This is a genomic window from Candidatus Spyradosoma sp. SGI.093 (genome assembly GCF_050314555.1).
In the GTDB taxonomy this organism is placed as follows: domain Bacteria; phylum Verrucomicrobiota; class Verrucomicrobiia; order Opitutales; family UBA953; genus Spyradosoma.
Genome location: NZ_JBNPNH010000008.1, coordinates 59,309 through 79,406, shown reverse-complemented (window position 1 = coordinate 79,406; position 20,098 = coordinate 59,309). Strand labels below are relative to the sequence as shown.

Annotated in this window: 12 protein-coding genes; 9 read left to right on the top strand and 3 right to left on the bottom strand. The window is 62.4% G+C overall.

All coding sequences use genetic code 11. The annotated features are described in order from the left end of the window. Nucleotides 1–58: 58 nt before the first annotated feature. The 3 genes from rpoN to ACQREB_RS07790 form a co-directional block, all read right to left on the bottom strand. On the bottom strand, nucleotides 59–1,513 hold the full coding sequence (rpoN, locus tag ACQREB_RS07800; protein WP_427767363.1) for an RNA polymerase factor sigma-54: 1,455 nt from the start codon (nucleotides 1,511–1,513) through the stop codon (nucleotides 59–61). Continuing rightward, entirely contained in the window at nucleotides 1,506–2,672 is a 1,167-nt protein-coding gene (locus tag ACQREB_RS07795; RefSeq protein WP_427767361.1) for an AI-2E family transporter, read from the bottom strand. Before ACQREB_RS07795 ends, rpoN begins: the two co-directional genes overlap by 8 nt. Before the next feature lie 196 nt (nucleotides 2,673–2,868). Continuing rightward, complete coding sequence (locus ACQREB_RS07790) at nucleotides 2,869–3,582, bottom strand: PEP-CTERM sorting domain-containing protein (protein ID WP_427767358.1); 714 nt, start codon at nucleotides 3,580–3,582, stop codon at nucleotides 2,869–2,871. A gap of 396 nt (nucleotides 3,583–3,978) precedes the next feature. On the opposite strand from ACQREB_RS07790, the gene ACQREB_RS07785 reads away from it, so the two are divergent. The 9 genes from ACQREB_RS07785 to ACQREB_RS07745 all read left to right on the top strand — a co-directional run bounded on the left by ACQREB_RS07785 (nucleotide 3,979) and on the right by ACQREB_RS07745 (nucleotide 20,044). Further along, a complete protein-coding gene (locus ACQREB_RS07785) occupies nucleotides 3,979–7,056 on the top strand; it encodes a glycoside hydrolase family 2 TIM barrel-domain containing protein (RefSeq protein ID WP_427767356.1) in 3,078 nt (1,025 codons plus the stop codon). Nucleotides 7,057–7,135: 79 nt separating this feature from the next. Then, a complete protein-coding gene (locus tag ACQREB_RS07780; RefSeq protein ID WP_427767353.1) occupies nucleotides 7,136–8,953 on the top strand; it encodes an ABC transporter ATP-binding protein in 1,818 nt (605 codons plus the stop codon). A gap of 68 nt (nucleotides 8,954–9,021) precedes the next feature. Then, a complete protein-coding gene (locus ACQREB_RS07775) occupies nucleotides 9,022–9,303 on the top strand; it encodes a type II toxin-antitoxin system RelE/ParE family toxin (RefSeq protein WP_427767351.1) in 282 nt (93 codons plus the stop codon). 22 nt (nucleotides 9,304–9,325) lie between these two features. Beyond that, nucleotides 9,326–9,625, top strand: a complete 300-nt coding sequence (locus ACQREB_RS07770; RefSeq protein WP_427767348.1) for a HigA family addiction module antitoxin — start codon at nucleotides 9,326–9,328, stop codon at nucleotides 9,623–9,625. A 104-nt stretch (nucleotides 9,626–9,729) separates the two neighbouring features. After that, entirely contained in the window at nucleotides 9,730–10,671 is a 942-nt protein-coding gene (locus ACQREB_RS07765; protein ID WP_427767346.1) for an AEC family transporter, read from the top strand. Between the two features lie 271 nt (nucleotides 10,672–10,942). Next, the gene (locus ACQREB_RS07760) at nucleotides 10,943–12,925 is read left to right on the top strand and encodes a M60 family metallopeptidase (RefSeq protein ID WP_427767343.1); all 1,983 of its coding nucleotides are present in this window, start codon (nucleotides 10,943–10,945) and stop codon (nucleotides 12,923–12,925) included. Between the two features lie 149 nt (nucleotides 12,926–13,074). Beyond that, nucleotides 13,075–13,797: an IspD/TarI family cytidylyltransferase gene (locus ACQREB_RS07755; protein ID WP_427767341.1), complete on the top strand. Its 723-nt coding sequence runs from the start codon at nucleotides 13,075–13,077 to the stop codon at nucleotides 13,795–13,797. A 502-nt stretch (nucleotides 13,798–14,299) separates the two neighbouring features. Further along, nucleotides 14,300–17,209, top strand: coding sequence for a beta strand repeat-containing protein (locus ACQREB_RS07750; RefSeq protein ID WP_427767338.1), 2,910 nt, complete (start codon nucleotides 14,300–14,302; stop codon nucleotides 17,207–17,209). Between the two features lie 1,641 nt (nucleotides 17,210–18,850). Then, nucleotides 18,851–20,044, top strand: a complete 1,194-nt coding sequence (locus ACQREB_RS07745; RefSeq protein ID WP_427767335.1) for an ATP-grasp domain-containing protein — start codon at nucleotides 18,851–18,853, stop codon at nucleotides 20,042–20,044. Nucleotides 20,045–20,098: the final 54 nt, after the last annotated feature.

Sequence of the window (20,098 nt, the reverse complement as noted above, 5' to 3'; positions counted from 1 at the left end):
CCTAAAAAATCGCGCCGTTCCCGCAACGAGATTCGCGCGCGGAGCGGCGGCGCGCGCGTCAGAATTTGCGACGGAGGTGCGCGGGCGGGATGCCGAGCATGCCGCGGTATTTCGCGATTGTGCGGCGCGCGACGCGGATGCCGCGCCTGCCCAGTTCCTCCGCGAGCTTTTCGTCGCTCAGCGGCGAGGCGGACGGCTCGTTTTCGAGGATTTCCTTCAGCACTTCGCGCACGCCCGCGTTGGAGATCGAGCCTCCGGAATCCGTGGGCAGCGACGCGTTGAAGAATTTGCGCAGCTCGCGCACGCCCCACGGCGTCTCCGCGTATTTGTTGGCGACGGCGCGGGAGACGGTCGTCTCGTGCATGCCGATTTCGGCGGCGACGTCCGCCATCGTCAGCGAGGGCAGGGCGGCGGGACCTTTTTCGAAGAAGGGACGGAGAAATTTCGCGAGCGCGGCGCCGATTTTTTCGATCGTGCGGCGGCGTTCGTCGAGGGCGTTGATGAGCGATTTCGCGTCGCGCGTCTTTTCGGAAAAATACGCGCGGTCCTTCGGCGAGAGCTTCCCCTGCGCGAGCAGCGCCTTGTAGGCGGGCGAGATGCGCAGCTTCGGCACGTAGTCGAAATTGGACTTCGCCGCCCACTCGCCCGTCTTCTCGTCGAAGTAGAACGTGAGGTCGGGGAAGACTTCGCGGTTCTCGTCGGCGACGAAGTCCTTGGCGGGAACGCGGTTGACGCGGGCGATCTCCGCGACGGCGTCGCGCAGCGCGGAATCGGAGACGCCGAACTTGTCCGCGATCGCGCCGAATTTCCGCGCGAGCAGGGCGTCGTAGGCTTCGCTCACGACGCGGAAGGCGAGCGATTTTTCGCGCCCGTTCCGGCGGAGCTGGATCATGAAGAGCTCGCGCAGATCGCGGGCGCCGATGCCGGGCGGGTCGAAGGTCTGAAAGGTCGCGATCGCCTTTTCCGCGTCGGCGGCGGGAACGCCGAGCTCCGTCGCGAGCGCGTCCGCGTCGCCTTCGAGAAAGCCCTTTTCGTCGAGGCGGTCGGCGATTCCGGAAAGGATGCGGCGCTCGCTCTCGGGAACGTCCGCGAGGGCGATCTGCTCGTCGAGCATGTCGCGGAGCGAGGCGTGTTCGACGAGGGAGTTGAAGAGACGGGAACGGCGCTCGTCGTCGTCGCGCGTCCAGACGCGGGTTTCGCCGAGCGGGGCGTCGTCGCGTTCGCGCCAGTCGTCGCGCGCGGCGTCCGGGGCGTCTCCGTCGGGCGTTCCCGCGTCGGCGTTCCCGCGGGCGCGTGCGCCGGGCATTTCGGGATTTTCGGGCAGGGGCGTCTCGAGCGAGCTCATGCCGCCGTCCTCCATTTCGAGGAGCGGATTCTTCGCGAGCTCTTCGGCGACTTCGCGCTGCAGATCCATCGACGGCGCCTGGAGCAGATTCAGCGCGCGGATGATCTGCGGCGAAAGCGTCTGCTCCTGCGAAAGTCTCTGATACTGCGAAAATCCGAGGTCAGCCATGGCGGGAACGCGTTTCAGTTTCAGGCGGCGCGGGAACGTCGCCGGCGGGGCGCCTGGAAAGCCGCTCCTTGACGAGCCGCCAGAACACGGCGAAGAACGCCGTCAGCGGCACCGCGAGCACCATGCCGAGCACGCCGTCGAGGGCAATCGCCCAGAAGAAGATCGAAATCATGATGACCATCGGGTGCAGCCCGGTGTGGCGTTCCATGATCTTCGGCGTGAGCCACCAGGCCTCCGCCGCCTGCGCGACGCAGAAGACGACGAGCACGGCGGCGAGCATGCCCATGCCGCCCGAAAAGAACGCCAGCGGCAGAATCGCGCACAGCCCGACGACCGTACCGAAGTACGGGATCATGTTCAGGTAGCCCAGCGCGAGCCCGAGAAAAATCGCGCCCGGCAGCCCCGCGACGAAGAAGCCCGCCGCCAGGATCACGCCGTAGCACGTCACCACGAGAAACTGCCCGCGGAAGTACGCGACCACGATGTCGCGGAACTGGCGCATCAGAAACGCGGCGTCCTCGGCGAGCCCGCGCGGGATCAGCGCCGCCGCCTCGCGCTCGAAGCGCCCGATCAGATCGTGCCGCCCGCCGAGAAAATAACAGAAGTAGATCGGCACGACCGCCGCCGCGACGACCTGCGAAAAAAGGCTTTCCGCCTTCATCCAGACCGCCTGCAGCTTCGGGAACGCCGCCGTCGCGACCGCCTTCAGATGCTCGCCGAACTGAGCGTCGCCCTTCACGCGTTCGACGATGCCGCCGTCTTCGAGAAAGTCTTCGAGCGCGTCCGCGAGCGCGGGGAAATGCTCCAGCAGCCGCGCCCAAAGCTCCGGAATGCGGTGGACGAGCTCCGCCGCCTGGCGCGCGATCACGGGAACGAGAAAGAGCAGCGCTCCCGCCGCGACCGCGGAGAGCAGCACGAACAGCGCCGCGATCGCCGCCGCGCGCGGCAGGCGCAGACGCGCTTCCAGAAAATCGCAGACCGGGCGCAGCAGCAGCGCGAGCAGCGACGCGATCACGATCGGCCAGATCACCGTGCCGAACGCCGCGAGAAATTTCGCGCCCGCCGCGACCACGCCGACGGCGAGCGCGGCGAGCACCGCGACGGCGACGCCGGTCGCCGCCCACGAAATCACTCTCTGCTGGAACGGGGAGAAAAACATCCTGCCGCAACCCTAAGCGAAATCCGCGCTCCCGAAAACTTTTTTTTCGCGCCGCGCGCTTCCACGGCAAAAACGTCCCCGCGGATCGCTCCGCGAGGACGCCAACACACACTATGAAAAAGTCGAGGAGTCGAAAAGGTTTAAAAGGTCGAGGAGTAATTACTTTTAAACTCTTGAACTCCTCCTCTCCTGAACTCTATTTGCGGCGGCGGCGACGCGTTCCCGCCAGCGCGAGCGCACCCAGCCCCGCCAACAGCCCGAACGCCGACGGCTCGGGAATGGCACCCGTCGTCAGCGACGCCTTGATGTTCGAAATCGTGTAGGAGCTCGTCGCGGTGCCGCCAGCGCCTTGGAAATAAACCGCGAATTTCGAAACCGTATCGATATCGGAAATGGAAGATACGTTCCAAGAAATGTTCCCGTTCGCGCCGCCGGCGGTGGAAGCGAGCGTCTCGTAATAAACGCCGGAATCCGTCTTCAACGCCAGAATCGCTTTGACGTTCGGGCTGATCGTTCCCGAGGCTCCCGTGAAGGAGAGATTGAAAGAAAGAAGCGATTCGTCGCTCGGCAGACTCAGCGAAGACGCGTCGATGACGGAGCCGAACCAGTCGCCGCCGACACCGGAACGCCCGAGAAGCGTCACGGAGTACCCCGCGTCAATGCTGCCGCTTACGACGCCTTCACTGTTCGTTCCCCAGTTGCTGAGGGAATTATTGTTTCCGCCGGCGTAGCTTCCGGCGTTGTAGCCGAGAAGAGCCTCAATCGCTTGGGCTTCGGTTTTATCCCGATCAGGCTGCAGGCTGCTTTGCGACAGTCCGGTTGACGTTGTAATCGGAAGCCAAATCGTTTCCGCGTTCGCGAGCGCGGCGCCCGCGGCGAGGAGCGTGGTGATGGTGATTAATTTTTTCATAAGCGTTTACGGATGAATTTTGAAACGCATTATCCCCGGTTCCGAATACCGAGGGGTAAACGTCGTCCAAGCCGCATTAACAAAGGGATTTTCCCCTCGAGCGAATCGCGCGGTTTTCGCTTAGGGGGGAAGCGACATTCCTGTCGCTTCTTCGAAAATCAGCTTCAAGAAAATTCAAAAAAGCGGCAGGTAAGCGAAGCGTGGAGCCATGCCGCTTCTCCCCTGCGTTCCCGCGAACGCCCGCCCCGAAAAATTCCGTGTTTTTCCGTGGTCGAAATTTCGGGCTTGCCTCGGTATTCGGAACCGGGGGCGAATCGGTGGCCGTTCGGGCGCGGGAACGCGGTCGCCGCAATTCCTTCTCGCGGGAACGCCGATTTTGGTGTTGAATCGTGCGCCATGAAAAACGCGCTTCATTGCCCGAAACTGATTTCCGCCTGCGCGCTCGCCGCCTTCGTCGCCGGATGCGCGCCCGAAAAAGCCGCCGACGCGGCAGCGGAAAAGCATTTCATCCTGCCCGAAAAGACCGCGTGCGCCGAAGCCGGCGTCTCCCGCGAGACCTTCGACTTCGGCTGGAAATTCGCCAAGTTCGGCAGGCACGACGACTGCCTCGCGAAAAACGAGCCGGGCAGGGAAGTTTTCCCCGGAACGGCGACTTCGCAGGAAGCGCACAATCCCGCCGGGAACGCCTTCGACGGGAACGAGAACACGCGCTGGTGCGCCGCGAACGCGAGTCCCGCCGCGCTCGAAATCGACTTCGGCCGCGAAATCGCCGCCGCGACGACGGAAGTTCTCTGGGAAAAGAACGCCGTCTATCGCCACAAGATCTTCGTTTCCGCCGACGGGAAAAACTGGACGCTCGCGGCGGACAATTCCGCGAAGACCGCGCCCGCGAAAAAGGACGCGTCCCGCCTCGACAAAAAATTCCGTTTCGCGAAGGTCGAGGTCGCGCCGAGCGGCGGCGCGTGGGCGAGCATTTTCGAATGGCGCTTCTTCGATGCGGCGGGAACGCCGATTCTTCCGGAATCGAAGCGCGAAGGCGAGCCGCCGTCCGACGTCGCGTTCGACGACGCGAAGTGGCGCGCGCTCGACCTGCCGCACGACTGGGGCGTGGAGAGCCGCTTCCTGCCGCAGCTGCCGAACCAGACCGCCTCGCTCCCGTGGGACGCCGTCGGCTGGTACCGCAAGAGCTTCGACGTTCCCGCGGCGAAGGCGGGCAAAAAATTCTTCCTCGACTTCGACGGCGTGATGATGATGCCGCGGGTTTACGTGAACGGAAAGCTCGCGGGCGAGTGGAAGTACGGCTACTCGTCGTTCCGCGTGGACGTCACGCCGTTCCTGAAGTTCGGCGAAAGGAACGTCGTCGCCGTGCGCGCGGAAAATCTGCCGAACTCCACGCGCTGGTATCCCGGCGCGGGCATTTACCGGCACGTCTGGCTCGTCGAGAAAAATCCCGTGCACGTCGCCTATAACGGCGTGCGGGTGACGACGCCGGAGATCGACGGCATCGAGACGCGCGACGGAAAATTTTTCGCGAAGACGGCGAAGGCGGTCGCGGAAACGGCGGTCGAAGGCGTTTCCGGGAGCGCGATCCGCGTGCGCAGCGAAATTCTCAAGGACGGCAGGACGCTCGCGTCCGCCGAAAGCGCGGCGGGCGTTCCCGCGGAACTCGCGCTCGCGGACGTCGAGCTGTGGGACGTCGAAAATCCCGCGCTGCTCACGCTCGCGACGAGCGTCTTCGTGGACGGAAAACTCGTCGATCGGCAGGAGACCGTCTTCGGCGTGCGCAAGGCGGAATGGAAGCCGGAAGGGTTTTTCCTGAACGGACGCCGCGTGCAGATCAAGGGCGTGTGCCAGCACCACGACCTCGGGCCGCTCGGCGGCGCCGCGCACACGCGCGCGATGGAACGCCAGATCGAGATTTTGAAGAGCTTCGGCACGAACTCCATCCGCACCTCGCACAATCCGCCCGCGCCCGAGCTGCTCGACCTCTGCGACCGCATGGGCGTCCTCGTGGACGACGAGCTTTTCGACTGCTGGAAATACACCAAGGAAGGCAAGGCGAACGGCTACAATCTTTACTGGAACGAGTGGCGGGAACGCGACGTGCGCAACTTCGTGACGCGCGACCGGAATCACCCGAGCGTGATCGCGTGGTCCGCCGGCAACGAAATCGAAGAGCAGGGCGCGCGCGACGGCAAGGAAATCGCGCGGGAGCTCGTCGCGCTCTTCAGAAAATACGACGCGACGCGCCCCGTCACCGTCGGCTGCAACGACCTCAGCGCGTCGTGGAACGGCTTCGGCAAGGAGTTCGACGTGTACGGCTTCAACTACAAGCCGAACAGCTACAAGGATTTCGCGAAGAAAAACCCGCAGACGCCCTTCGTCGCGTCCGAAACTTCGTCGTGCGTGAGCACGCGCGGCTTCTACTCGTTCCCGGCGAAGGCGGACTCGCCCGCGGACTTCGAGCCGTTCTGGCGGCGCAATTTCTGCGACAATCTCGCGGTCTGCCAGGTCGGAGACTACGGCATCTACGCGCCCGGCTGGGCGTACGCTCCCGACGTGGAGTTCGGCGCGCTCGAGGACGAGCCGCGCTGCGCGGGCGAATACGTGTGGACGGGCTTCGACTACCTCGGCGAGCCCACGCCGTGGAACCTCGGCCGCAAGCCCGCGAACGATTTCCGCGGCGCCTCGCCCGAGGAAGTGGCGCGCCTCGAAAAGGAGATGGCGGCGATTCTCAAACAGGGCACGCCGTCGCGCTCGTCGTATTTCGGCATCGTCGATCTGTGCGGCTTCCGCAAAGACCGCGCGTGGCTTTACCAGGCGCACTGGCTTCCGGACGTTCCCGCGGCGCACATTCTTCCGCACTGGAACTGGCAGGGCTCCCGCGAAGGCAAGATCACGCCCGTGTTCGTGTACACGAGCGGCGACGAGGCGGAGCTTTTCCTGAACGGCAAATCCCTCGGCAGACGCGCGAAGAAGACCGGCGCGCCGCTCACGGGCAAGGACCTCAACGGCGACATGCGGGAACGCTTCCGCCTCACGTGGACGGACGTGCGCTACGAGCCGGGAACGCTCGAAGTCGTCGCCTACAGGAACGGCGTCGAATGGGCGCGCGACAAGGTCGAGACGACGGGCGCTCCCGCGGGCTTCGCCGCCGAGGCGGACCGCGCGGAAATCCGCGGCGACGGGCGCGACCTCGCCTACGTGACCGTTTCCGTGCGCGACGCGCAGGGACGCGTCGTGCCGACGGCGACCGACCGCTTCAGGTTCTCCGTGCGCGGGGACGCGGAGCTCGTCGGCGTGTGCAACGGCGACCCGACCGACCACGCCTCGCTGAAAGGCCGCGAGATGAAGGCGTTCGCGGGGCTGGCGCAGGCGGTCGTGCGCTCGAAGCGCGGAGGCTCCGGCGTCGCGGAACTCGTCGTGGACGGCGGCGACCTCGGCGTCCGCGTCGTGAAGATCCGAATCGACTGAAACGCGGCGGCGCGCCGTTCCCGCCCACAACCTCATAACCTTTTAACCTCATAACCTTCATAACTTCATCACTTTCCCCATGAAACGTTTCCTCCCGTATTATTCGCTGCTGTTCGAAGTGCGCTGGACCTTCTTTTCCGCGCTGCTGCTCGGCGTGCTTTCCGGCGTCGCGAGCGGCTTCGGGCTGCCGCTGATGCTCAAAAAAGTGCTGCCCGTGCTCTTTTCCGATACGGGAACGCCGCAGGCGCTCGTGCTCTTCGACCCGAGCTCGGAGACGGCGGTGCGCTACGGGCTGGACTTCCTGCCGACGCTCGCCGTTCCCGCGGACTACGTGCTCGCGTTCGCGATCCTGCTCATGCCGCTGGTGTTCATCGTCCGCGGCGCGTCGATGTTCGGCAACACGTACCTGCTCAACGTGTGCGGCATCCGCGTGCTCGAGGGCGTGCGCATGCGGCTCTTCGAGCACCTGCAGCGGCTGCACCTGGACTTTTTCCGCAAGCACAATTCGGGCGACCTGCTGAGCCGCACGATGGGCGACACGATGCTCGTGAAGAGCGTGCTCGTCGAAGTGACGAACGACCTCATCATCCAGCCGTTCACGCTCGCGGGCGCGATCGGCTTCGTCGTCTGGCAGGCGTTTCAGAGCGCCGCGACGATGGAATTCCTGCTCAGCCTGTTGCTCGTTCCCGTGACGGTGCTGCCCGTGCAGATCATCGGCAAGCGCATCCGCCGGCGTTCCCGCGACGCGCTGAACAAGGCGGGCGAGCTCTCCGGCGTGCTGACGGAAAGCCTGCAGTCGCCGCGCGAAATCCGCGCCTACAATCTGCAGGCGCGCGAGTGTTCCCGCTTCCGCGACTACGTGCGCTCGTATCTGCGCCTGCAGCTCAAGGTCGTGAAGTACGACAAGCTCCTCACGCCGCTCATCGAGATCATCGCCGCGTGCACGGTCTCCTTCGCGGTGTACCGCGCCGCCTGCGCCGGGCTGGACCAGGAGACCGTCATCGCGCTCGTCGGCGCGCTGTATTTCGCCTACGATCCGATCAAGAAAATCGGCAAGGTGAACAACCGCGTGAAGGAAGGCACGGCGGCGCTCGCGCGTCTGGAGGAAGTCATCGACGCGCCCGTCGAAGTCGCCGATCCCGCGTCGCCGAAACCGCTCGGCGCCGTGCGCGGGAGCGTCGATTTCGAGAACGTCGAGTTCGCCTACGATCCCGAGGAGCCCGTGCTCAAGAACGTGTCCTTCTCCGTGAAGCCCGGTGAGACCGTCGCGCTCGTCGGCCCTTCCGGCGCGGGCAAGAGCACCGTCGCCAACCTCATCCCGCGCTTCTACGACGTCGCCCGCGGGAACGTGAAGCTGGACGGCGTGGACGTGCGCGACGCGCTGCAGCACGAGCTGCGGCAGAACATCGCGGTCGTCTCGCAGGAGCCGATTCTCTTCGCCGACACGATCTACGAGAACATCCGCCTCGGCAAACCCGACGCGACGCCCGCCGAAATCGAAGACGCCCTGCGCCGCGCCGCCGCCTACGATTTCGTCATGTCGCTCGAAAACGGCTGGGACACGCTCGTCGGCGAGCGCGGCGGGCGCCTCTCCGGCGGCCAGCGCCAGCGCATCGCGATCGCGCGCGCCTTCCTGAAGAACGCGCCGATTCTCATTCTCGACGAAGCCACGTCTGCGCTCGACTCCGAAAGCGAGGCGGAAATCCAGAGCGCGCTCGAAGAGCTCGTCAAGGGCCGCACGACGTTCATGATCGCGCACCGCTTCTCGTCGATCCGCACGGCGACGCGCATTCTCGTCTTCGACGCGGGGCGCATCGTCGCCGACGGCCCGCACGCGGAAGTCTACGCGAACTGCCCGCTCTACCGCGAGCTCTACGACAAACAGAGCGCGGAATGACGCCGGCGTTCCGACGACGCCTTCAAATGTTGCTTGACGCGATAGTATCGTGGCGCGATACTGTCCGCATGATCAAAACTTTCGCCGACAAGGAAGCGGAAAAGATTTTCAACGAAACGCGTTCTCGGAAATTGCCTCAGAACATCCAACAGCGCGCTTTGATGAAGCTGAACCGCCTTCATTTCGCCGCGCAGATTGAAGATTTGAGAGCTTTCCCGGGCGACAGACTCGAGTTGCTCCATCCGCCCGAACTCGGCGAATGGTCGATTCGCGTCAACGATCAATGGAGAATCGTTTTTAAATTTGTCGGCGGGAACGCATACGACGTAAGAATTTGCGACTATCATTGAAAATTTTAGAAAAGGAAAAAGCATGAACAGACTGAAGACTCCTCATCCCGGAGCGCACCTGAAGGAACTGCTCGACGACCTCGGCGTCTCCAATTATCGCCTCGCCAAAGCGAGCGGCATTCCCGCGACGGCGATCGGGCAGATCATCGCCGGAAACCGCAGAATCACGGCGGAAACCGCGCTCCGGCTCGCGGCCGCGCTGAGAATGTCCCCGCAGTTTTGGATGAACGCGCAGACGCATTTCGATCTGATGCGCGCGCGGGAATCCGTGAAGGAGGCGGCGGCGCGCATCGTGCCTCTCGTTCCCGCCGCCGCGGCGTGAGTCGCGTTTCGACGGCTTCAACCTCTTCCCCCGCCCGTCACCTTTTAACCTTTAACCCTTAACCTTTTTCAACCTCCCTTTTCAAAATGGTCGAAGTTTCCGGAATGGCACTTCTCACGGCGACGCTGCCGGTCGTCGTCATCGCCGCGTTCGGCTACCTGTTCCGCCGCAAAAATTGGGTGAATCAGGAGACGCAGTTCGGGCTGATGCGGCTCGTCGTCTGGGTCTTCACGCCCTGCCTGATTGCGGACCGCGTGCTCGGCAACCCGCTGCTGCGCGACTGCGAGGTCGTGCTCAAGACGCTCTTTGCGGGCTTCCTCACGATCGCGCTCGGCATCGTCGTCGCCGTGTTCGCGGCGCGGCTTTTCGGTATCGGCGACGCGGCGCGGCGGCGCGTCTTCGGCTACTGCGCGGGCATCTACAATTACGGCTACATGGCGCTGCCGGTCTGCGCGTCGCTGTGTTCGGAGGACACGGTCGGCATGATGCTGCTCTTCAACACGGGCGTGGAGGTCGGCATCTGGACGGTCGGGCTCGCGGTCGTCAGCGGCGAGCCCGAGCTCGGCAAAGTCGCCAAGGCGTTCGTGAATCCGATCTTCATCACGATGGCGGTCGCCGTCGCGCTGAATTTCTGCGGGCTCGACGGGCACGTTCCCGCGTGGGCGCTGAACTCCGCGAAAATGCTCGGCGCGTGCATGATCCCGAGCGGCGTGCTGCTCGTCGGCATGTCGCTCCCGGTGCTGCTGAGCGGCTTCCGCCTGCGCGACGACGCGAAGGCGTCCGTCGGCGCGGTCGCGGTGCGCCTGGGCGCGATTCCCGCGCTGATGGTCGCGGCGGCGCTGTGGTGCCCGGGTCTCCCGCCGGATCTGCGCAGCATTCTCGTGATCCAGGCGGGAATGCCTTCGGCGATGCTGCCCATCGTCGTCGTGCAGTATTACAAGGGCGACGCGAAACTCGCGCTCCGCGTCGTGCTGATCTCCACGGCGGCGTGCGTGCTCACGCTCCCGTTCTGGATCAAGATCGGCTTCTGGCTGCTCGGGAGATGAGGAGCAGGTGACGCGAGACAGGAGACAAGAGCATTGAGTAACGGATAATTAATAATGAATAGTGAACAATGAATAGTGAATAATGAATAACGCGGTGATGGATACAGTATTGAAAATCCTTTCGGCGAAGCCGAACGCAAGGCGTTACTCATTATTCATTATTCATTATTCGCTGTTCACTGCTCCCGTCATTTTCCTCGGCGCAGCCGAACTCCATAACCTCATAACCTTATAACCTCATAACCTTTCTTTTCCCGGATCTTACGCCTCGATGACCGCCTTCCCCGAAAAAATCCTCCTCCTCGCCGCGCTCTTCGCTGCGGGAACGCTCTTCGCCGACGACGCGCCCGAAGCCGCCGACGAGCCCGTCTTCGAATCCAGGCGCGCCAAGGCCGGCCGCGTCATCGTCAACAACGTCGAAAGCGAGCTCTGCGCGCGCGTCAACGAAATCGTCCCCACGCCCGAAAATCCCTTTCCCGCGGAAATCGCCGTCCAGCGCCCCGCGAAGCGCAAGATGATCGTCGAGCGCCTCACCGAAAACGAACAGCGCGTCGCCGACAAAAAACGCGCCAAGGAGGCGCGCGACGCCATGCTCGCCGCGAAGAAGGAAGCCGCCCTGCGCCGCAAGGCGGAACGCGACGCGCGGGAACGCATGCTCTTCGACGAACGCGAGCGCGAGGACGCCCTGCGCCGCGCCGCCCGCAAGGAAAAATCCGAGGCGGAAAAAGCCCGCGAACAGCGCGGCAAGGACCTCAAGGAATTCCTCAGGCTGCCGCCGCGCGAAATCGTCGCCCACCCGGCGGCGGACGTCTTCCCCGGCGCCGTTCCCGAGGAAATCCCGCGCGTCAACAAAGCCTTCAAGACCGACAACGAAATCCGCGAATGGCAGGGCGCCGGGCTCTACGCGCCGCCGGGCGAAATCATCCGCGTGCACGTCTCGAGCGCCGGCGTCGGCACCGGCTACCGCATCCGCGTCGGCGCGCACACGGACAACCTGCTCGAAGGCAGAAAAAAGAACGCCTGGAAACGCTTCCCCGCCGTCGTGCGCGAATTTTACGTCGGCGATTCCACCGTCGAAATCGCCAATCCCTTCGGCGGCCCGATCTATGTCGAGGCTCCCGCGCCGCCGACGCGCAGCAAAATCTCCTCGGGCGACCAGCCGCGCGTGCCCCGCTACGCGCGCTTCGAGTTCGTCGGCGTCGTCGAAATGCCCTTCTACGAGCTCGGCGAAACCAAGCCCCAGGAATGGGAGCACCTCCGCCTCGCGCCCGCGCCCTGGGCGGAAATCGCCGGCAAACGCTTCATCGCCACGATCCCGTCCGCCGTCGCGCGCCGTCTCGAAAACCCGAAACCCCTCGTCGAATTCTGGGACAAGACCGTCGAGGCCCTCGACAAGCTCACGGGAACGAAGCCCCGCAAATCCCGCGAACGCGTCGTCTTCGACGCGGACTGCACCGAATTCTTCGCCCACGGCGGCGACGTGATCGTCCTCCCGCTCGAACTCGCGCCCGCCTTCGCCGACCTCGAAAAAATCCGCAAAGACGGATTCTGGCCGCTCTTCTTCCACCTCGCGCGCAACCGCGTGCGCGACGCCTGGACGCTCAACGGCAACAAGGACGCCCCCGCCGCGCTCCTCGCCCTCGCGTGCATGGAGACCGCGACCGGCAAAAAGCCCTCCGCGTTCTTCGACGTCGCCGCGCTCCAGTCCTCCGCCCTCACGCACCCCGCCGAGGCGGGAACGCCCGAAATCATCGGCGGCCTCATCACGCCCGCCGAAACCTTCGGCTGGAACGTCCTCGCCAAGGCGCTCGACGTTTACAACAACGCCAAAAAACCGCCCGCGGACACCGAGCTCGAAAAGGCGGAAACCTTCGTCACCGCCTGGTCCCGCGCCGCGAAGACCAATCTCGGGCCCTACTTCGCCCACTTCGGCATCGAGTATTCCAAACGCCTCGAAAACCGCCTCGGCAAGCTCCGCAGGTTTTCCCCGAAAAACTTCCCGCCCGCCCTCGGGATGGACAAACCCAGCGCGGACTGCTTCCTCGGCGACGCCCCGCTCGGCGGGATCGACGTCTTCTTCGACGACTACGTCCCGCCCGAGGAAACCGAGCCCGAATTCATCGACCTCGACGCCTGGGAAGACGACGATGCCGCCGACGCCGCGGACGCGGAAACGGACGGCGAGCCCGCTCCCGTTCCCGCCGACGACGAAGCGCCGCCGCCGCCCGCCCCGAAAAAGAAAATCCGGGTCTGAGAAGAAGGGGCTAATTAAAGGTTAAGAGGTTAAAGGTTAAGGGTTAAAGTTTAAAGATTGCGCCTCCCGACTTCCATAACCCCATCACCTTTCCTAACCTTTTAACCTCCTAACCTTTTAACCTCCCACATAACCTCATCACCTTTCCCATGTTTTCCTCCTTCGTCCTTTTCCTCGCCGGCGGTTCCGGCTCGCGCATGCGCGGCGTCGTCGCCGACAAAATCTTCGCGCCGATCGCGGGCGTGCCCGTCCTCGCGCGCGCCGTCCGCGCCTTCGCCGAAAGCGGCGTCGCCCGAGCCGCCGTCTTCGTCTGCCGCGACGACGCCCAGGAAGCCGCCGTCCGCGAAACCCTCGCCGCGCACCTCGCGCCCGACGCGTTCCCGCTGCGCCTCTTTTGCCGCGGAGGCGCCGAACGCCGCGATTCCGTCCTCAACGGCCTCCGCGCCGCGCGGGAACACGGCGCGCCCGACGACGCCGTCGCGCTGATCCACGACGCCGCCCGCCCCCTCGTCGCGCCCGACGCCCTTCGCGCCGTCCTCGAAACCGCCCGCCGCGAAGGCGCCGCCGTCCTCGCGCACCGCTGCGTGAACACCGTGAAGCGCGTGCCCGCGGGAACGCCGCCCGGCGTCGCCTGCGCGCAGGAAGACCTCGACCGCTCCCGTCTCTGGGAGACCGAGACGCCCCAGGCGTTCCCGCTCGGGAAAATCCTCGACGCCTACGAACGCGCCGTCGCCGAAAACCGCGTCGTCACCGACGACGTCTCGGCGTTCGCCGCCCCGGTCGCCCTCGTCGAAAACTTCGCCCCGAACCCGAAAATCACCTGCCCGCAGGACCTCCTCCTCGCCGCCGCCCTCCTCCCCCACCGGTCATGAATACCGCTGCAAGCCCAAATTTTTGACCACGGAAAACACGGAAAAGCACGGAATTTCAACAAAGGTTTAACGCAAAGAACGCAAAGCAGCACAGAGTTTTCAGGAAAGCGAGCCGCTACGCGCCCCGCGTGATGTTGTTTACCCGAAATTCGTGAAAATTCGTGTCAATTCGTGGTTGAAGAACTTTCTTTAACTTCCGTTGACTTTGCAGTCAAAGTCTTTGCGTTCTTTGCGTTGAAAATCGAACTTATATTTGATTGTTTGACAAATCGTGATGAATAAAGGGCTGCGCGGCGTTTACCCCCCGGTATTCATGACCGATCATGATTTCAGAAAATTTTCCGACAGGAAAATCGCACGCACAAGAAGACAAATGACGCCGATTCCAGCAAGAAACTGCGGTGAAATCCTCCTCGCCTGCGCCCCGAATCCGGGCTCGGGCGGCGTTTTCGCGTCCGTGCCCGAAACCATTTGAACACACGAAAATCCAAAAACTAAGAAAATGAATACTCGAAAATTATTCCTCACCTCCCTCCTCGCCGCCGCGACGATGAGCGTTCCCGCTTACGCGTGGACGACCGGCGCTGACGGTCTGCCCGTCATCACCGATTTTCTTCCGGAAACAGCGAGCCAGTCGGACGCGCTTACGATTTCCAAAAACACCGTCTATAAGCCTGGGAGCGGCTCTACGACTACGTTTACGATCGGAAACAATGATTTGGTGCTTGATTCTCTGTCGAACGAAGGAGGAAGTGGTAAGACCGGCGAGTTCACTCTGACTTCTATTTCGGGCGGCACCGGCGGTGTCTGGTTCAAATCCGGAAGTTGGAAACTTGAATCATCGGCAACAATCAGCACGACCGGAGATCTATATCTGCAGGGCGGACAGTTTTGGGTCAGTGCAGAAAAGACGATAGCAAACGATGTCTTTCTCGGCACATCTTCGTTCATCGCACCGGAAGGAGATCTAGCGCGCTCCGCGCTTCGCATCGGGGCAATGGCGAATCTCACGGGAACGACGACCATTCTCTCCGAAGGGACGAACATCGCGTTTCAGGGCGGCGCCCTCAACATCACGAAGCTGAGCGGCTCCGGCAACATCACGACTTCGCAGTGGACAGGCGATACCGGAACTCGCGTCATCACCGTCGAGAATGCAGAGGATTTCACGGGAACGATCAGTCTTGCGAACAGAATCCAGCTGAACTGGTCGTCATCCACGGCGACGTTCGGGGGGCTCAGCGGGAGCGGCTCCGTTGCGGGCGGTTCCAACCTGAACATCAAGGGCGCTCAGAACACGACCTTCTCGGGAACGGTCGGTTCTTCGACGAACGGTGTCGCGCTCGCGCTCACGGGAACGGGCGCGCAGTCCTTCACGGGAACGAGCTATTTCTCAACGGTTTCCGTTGCGGATACGGCGGCGCTTTCTCTCGGCGGCACGGTTTCACTCGCGAACACCGTCTCGGTTTCCGGCTCGGGCTCCGTTTCCGTGAACGATTCCGTGATTTTCATTCTCAACGACAATTACAAATCCGATAACACGTGGACGCTGATTTCCGGGGCTTCGAGTGTCGGCGGTTGGAGCAATCTGACGGTGAACAATTTCCGTCAGTCCGACGGCTCGCTCTTTTCCGGGCGTTCGGAAATCAGCGTAGGAACTTCCGGAGCTGTGACGATTACGGAGGGCACGCCTGCAAGTCTCGTCTGGAACGGCACTTCCGAAAATTCGACGTGGAACACGAGCACGACGAACAAGAACTGGACGAACGCCAATCTTTCCTCTGAGGACAAAGCGGACATCTTCTACACGCTCGACAACGTGACGTTCGGCGCGGAGGCGGGAATCAGGACCGTGAAGCTTGCGGACGGTTCCGCGCTGACGGTCGGCGACATGACGGTCAAGGGCGCGGAGTACACGTTCCAACAGACGACGAAGGATAGCGCGTCCGCGTCCGCGTCCATTTCCGGAAACACGCTCAGAATCGAATCCGGCGCGAAGTTGACCAGCAAGACCGTCAACCTGCTTTTTGACGACATCGTTCTCGCGGGCCAATTGAGTTTGGACGCGGATAAATTCTCCGCTTCCGCACTGACGTGGGGAAAACTGACTTTCGAAGGCGGCACGCTCCATATCGAGGACACGCAGAACGCTTCCGAATTTCTTTCTATCCGTGAAGTCGTGATGAACGGCGCCGGCGCAATCACCTCTAAATGGAGCCGTGACTCCGGCACAAAGTTTACCATCGGGACGCTTTCCGGAACGGGTGACTTGAGCATCAGCGGCGGGACGATGGAGCCGATAACCTATTCCATCGGGACGCTTTCCGGATACACGGGAAAGCTTTCGATGGCGGGAACCGGAAACAATCTTACCGTGGAGATTCGCGGGAATTTCGGCGGCGTCATCGACGTTAACGCGGGAACGCTGAAGATGATGTCGTCCGCGGTGCTCGGCGGCACGGTCAACATCAACGACGGCGGCATGGTCAATCTTACCGGCACTGAAACCAATCATACGGCGACGTTCAAGGTCAACGCGGGCGGTACGCTTAAGGTGACGGGACACGATTCGTTCAAGTATAACGACGCGAACGGCGGAATCGTCATGACGGGCGCCGAGGGGAATCTTGCGAAGTTCGTTATTGCGGACAAGAACGGCGAAAACTATGCGAGCATGACCTTGTCTAAAAACATCACGCTTAAAGGAAACACGTTGGTTTCGAGCGAAGGCGGCGCGTCGTTCAATACTTTCGGCGGCACGGTCACCGCGACAGGAACGAATAATACGATTTCCTCGGAAATCAAGTTGCGCAGCGCGTTTATGGTCGAAGTTACGAACTTGGGCGACATGCTGGAAATTTCCGGAGCTCTCACGAAGCATTCGGACGGCAACAACGGCTTCAAGAAGACCGGAAACGGCGTGCTGAAGTTGAGCGGACGCAATAATTACGATTGTGCGACAACGATTGAGGCGGGGCGCCTTGTTGCGGCGAGCTCGTCCGCGCTCGGTTCGGGCAAGACGACGGTCAAAAGCGGCGCCGAGCTCGGACTCGTCGCGGGAAAGGCGGTGACGGTCACGAACGGCATCGACCTCGAGAGCGGCGCGAAGCTCGTCGTCGATATGACGGGACAGACGGCCGGAACGGAAGAAATCGTGTTGACGCTTATTTCGAACACGGCGCTGAAATACAGTGAAAACGCGTTTGAGTTGGACTGCACGAGCTTGCTCGGCAGCGTCGTCGTTCTCGAAAATCTGAGCGAAACGCTCAGCGCGTGGACGCAGTCGCTCAGCTATTCGGGCAACACGCTGAAGCTGACGATGACGATTCCGGAGCCGTCGGTGTTCGGTCTGTTGGCGGGTCTCGGGGCGCTCGCGCTCGCGGGAACGCGTCGCCGCCGGAGAAAAGCGTAAAAAGTTCAGGAGTGGAGGAGTTTAGGAGTTTAAAAGGTAATTACTTTTCAAGCTTTTAAACTTTTCGACTCCTCGACTTTTTTCATCCCTTTTTCTTAGTGTGTTAAACTCGCGCCCTCGTGGAGAGATCCGCGGGGGCGCTCCTTTTTTTGTGCCCCTTGGGGGCGAAGACGTCCACGTCTTCGTTGCGAGGCGTGAGGATTCGCGCCGGCAGTTGCTCCCCTTCAGGGCGCGTCGGTTTGTCTGCGGTTTTGTAGGGCTGCGCTCGCGGCGCTCGCTTGCCCTACGCTGAGCACTTGTCGCCCCTTCGGGGCTTGGCGCGCACGCCACGGAAACGCGAAAACGAACAGGGATTTCGGGGATTCTAAGGGATTGGATTCGCTCCCGCGAAGGACCTCGCCGAAAAAGGGAAACCTAAGCCCCGACGGGGCGGAATTGCCCAGCGTAGGGTTTCAACCCTACGGAACCGGACAAAAACAAAGCGCGCTGTAAGTGCGCGATTGCGGGAACGCGCGGACTTGAAAAATCGCCCGCCTTACGACCGAAGGCAGGAATGCCTTCGCCCCCATGTCCCCGCATGAAATGCGGCACAAACATAACCCCATGCGGCGGCGCCGCTTGGGGCAGCGTCCGCAAAAGAACACGCGCTTGAAAAGCGCAACTGCCTCGCGGGACGGAGCGCGGCGAGAGGTCGGACGCTTCGGGGAGTTGCGCCTTTCAGGCGCGCTCGATACGTGGAGCGTTCCCCCAAGCGCGCGCTTCGCGTCGCGCATGGGGTTACGTTTGTTTCGCCCCGTCGGGGCGGAATTGCCCAGCGTAGGGTTTCAACCCTACGGAACCGGACAAAAACAAAGCGCGCTGTAAGTGCGCGATTGCGGGAACGCGCGGACTCGAAAAATCGCCCGCCTTACGACCGAAGGCAGGAATGCCTTCGCCCCCATGTCCCCGCATGAAATGCGGCACAAAAATAACCCCATGCGGCGGCGCCGCTTGGGGCGGCGTCCGCAAAAGAACACGCGCTTGAAAAGCGCAACTGCCCCGCGGGAACGTCGTGCCGCGAGACGGCGGACGCCTCGGGAAGTTGCGCCTTTCAGGCGCGTCGCCTGTGCGGGATTTTCCCCAAGCGCGCGCTTCGCCGCGCGCATGGGGTTACGTTTGTTTCGCCCCGCCGGGGCTGTGAAAAAGCTTAAAGCTTAAGGGGTAAAGCTTAAAGGGAAGTTTGCGTTCGCGGATTTCGAGGAAGCGACAGGTAAGCGAAGCGTGGAGCCATGTCGCCTCTCCTCTAAAACTTTTTTTAACTTCCTTTGACTTCGCGGTTTTTCTTTGCGCCTTGGCGTCTTGGCGGGAGCATTTCTGTCTCCGCGGATTTGGAGGGCAAGCGAGACGCTTACCCTCCTTTCCGTTCCTCTGTTTTTCTGTTCCTCTGTGTTTAAAAAAGCTTAAAGGTTAAAGGGAAGTTTGCGTTCGCGGATTTCGAGGAAGCGGCAGGAATGCCGCCTCTCCCTTAAAACTTTTCTTTAACTTCCTTTGACTTCGCGGTTTTCTTCGCGTTCTTTGCGTTAAAAGAAGTTTGCGCGCGCGGTTTCCCCACTAATTTGGTTGAGTATGAAAATGCGGAGTGCTACCTTGAGAAAACCTCCCATGAATTTCATTTTCATTTCTCCTCAGTTCCCGCGCACGTACTGGAATTTCTGCGACCGTCTGAAAAGAAACGGCGTGAACGTGCTCGGCATCGGCGACACGCCCTACGACGCGCTCCCGCCGGAGACGCGCGGCGCGCTCAACGAATACTATCGCGTGAACGACATGGGAAACTACGACGAAGTCTTCCGCGCCGTCGCGTTCTTCTCCTTCAAATACGGGAAAATCGACTGGATCGAATCGAACAACGAGCACTGGCTCGAACAGGACGCGCGGCTGCGCACGGATTTCAACGTGACGACGGGCGTCGGGCTCAGCGAAATCAACGCCTACAAGAGCAAGTCCGCGATGAAGGCGTTTTACGCGCGCGGCGGCGTGCCGACGGCGCGTTTCCGCCGCGTGACGACGCTCGAGGCGGCGGAGCGCTTCGTCGCCGAAGTCGGCTTTCCCGTCGTCGTGAAGCCGGACGTCGGCGTGGGCGCGGCGAACACCTGGGCGCTGCACGACGACGCGGAGCTGCGCGGCTTTTTCGCGAATCCGCCGAGCGCGGACTACATCATGGAGGAGTTCGTGCACGGGGACATTTTTTCGTTCGACGCGATCACGGACGGGAACTGCAACATTCTCTTCGAATCGATGACCGCCTGGCCGCCGTCGATCATGGACATCGTGAACCTCGATCTGGATCTTTCCTATTACGTGAGCCGGGACGTTTCCGCGGCGCTGAAGGCGCTCGGGCGCAGGACGGTCGCGGCGTTCGGCGCGCGGCGGCGTTTCGTGCATCTGGAATTTTTCCGCCTTCGGGAAACGAAGGAAGGGCTCGGCGCGGCGGGCGACTTCGTCGCGCTCGAAGTCAACATGCGCCCGGCGGGCGGCTACACGCCGGACATGATGAACTTCGCGCACAGCACGGACGTCTATCAGATCTGGGCGGACATGGTGACCTTCGGCGAGCGGCGCGTTCCCGCGGCGGAGCGCGAATATTTCTGCGTTTACGCGAGCCAGAAGGACAGCCGCCGCCCCTACGAGCATTCGCACGAGGAGATTCTCTCGCGCTACGGGAACGCGATCGTGATGTGCGAACGCATGCCCGAGCTCATGGTGCGCACGATGGGCAATCAGATGTACACGGCGAAATTCGACACGCTCGAGGAAGTCGAGGCGTTCAGGAACTTCGTCCTGGAAAGGAAGTGACCGGTGACAAGTGACAAGTGACAAGAGCAGTGCGGGTTTCGCCGAGGCGAAACT

Bases quoted from the DNA above. Each gene is read 5' to 3' on its own strand.
- rpoN (WP_427767363.1), bottom strand. From the start codon at position 1,513: ATGGCTGACCTCGGATTTTCGCAGTATCAGAGACTTTCGCAGGAGCAG.
- ACQREB_RS07795 (WP_427767361.1), bottom strand. From the start codon at position 2,672: ATGTTTTTCTCCCCGTTCCAGCAGAGAGTGATTTCGTGGGCGGCGACC.
- ACQREB_RS07790 (WP_427767358.1), bottom strand. From the start codon at position 3,582: ATGAAAAAATTAATCACCATCACCACGCTCCTCGCCGCGGGCGCCGCG.
- ACQREB_RS07785 (WP_427767356.1), top strand. From the start codon at position 3,979: ATGAAAAACGCGCTTCATTGCCCGAAACTGATTTCCGCCTGCGCGCTC.
- ACQREB_RS07780 (WP_427767353.1), top strand. From the start codon at position 7,136: ATGAAACGTTTCCTCCCGTATTATTCGCTGCTGTTCGAAGTGCGCTGG.
- ACQREB_RS07775 (WP_427767351.1), top strand. From the start codon at position 9,022: ATGATCAAAACTTTCGCCGACAAGGAAGCGGAAAAGATTTTCAACGAA.
- ACQREB_RS07770 (WP_427767348.1), top strand. From the start codon at position 9,326: ATGAACAGACTGAAGACTCCTCATCCCGGAGCGCACCTGAAGGAACTG.
- ACQREB_RS07765 (WP_427767346.1), top strand. From the start codon at position 9,730: ATGGCACTTCTCACGGCGACGCTGCCGGTCGTCGTCATCGCCGCGTTC.
- ACQREB_RS07760 (WP_427767343.1), top strand. From the start codon at position 10,943: ATGACCGCCTTCCCCGAAAAAATCCTCCTCCTCGCCGCGCTCTTCGCT.
- ACQREB_RS07755 (WP_427767341.1), top strand. From the start codon at position 13,075: ATGTTTTCCTCCTTCGTCCTTTTCCTCGCCGGCGGTTCCGGCTCGCGC.
- ACQREB_RS07750 (WP_427767338.1), top strand. From the start codon at position 14,300: ATGAATACTCGAAAATTATTCCTCACCTCCCTCCTCGCCGCCGCGACG.
- ACQREB_RS07745 (WP_427767335.1), top strand. From the start codon at position 18,851: ATGAATTTCATTTTCATTTCTCCTCAGTTCCCGCGCACGTACTGGAAT.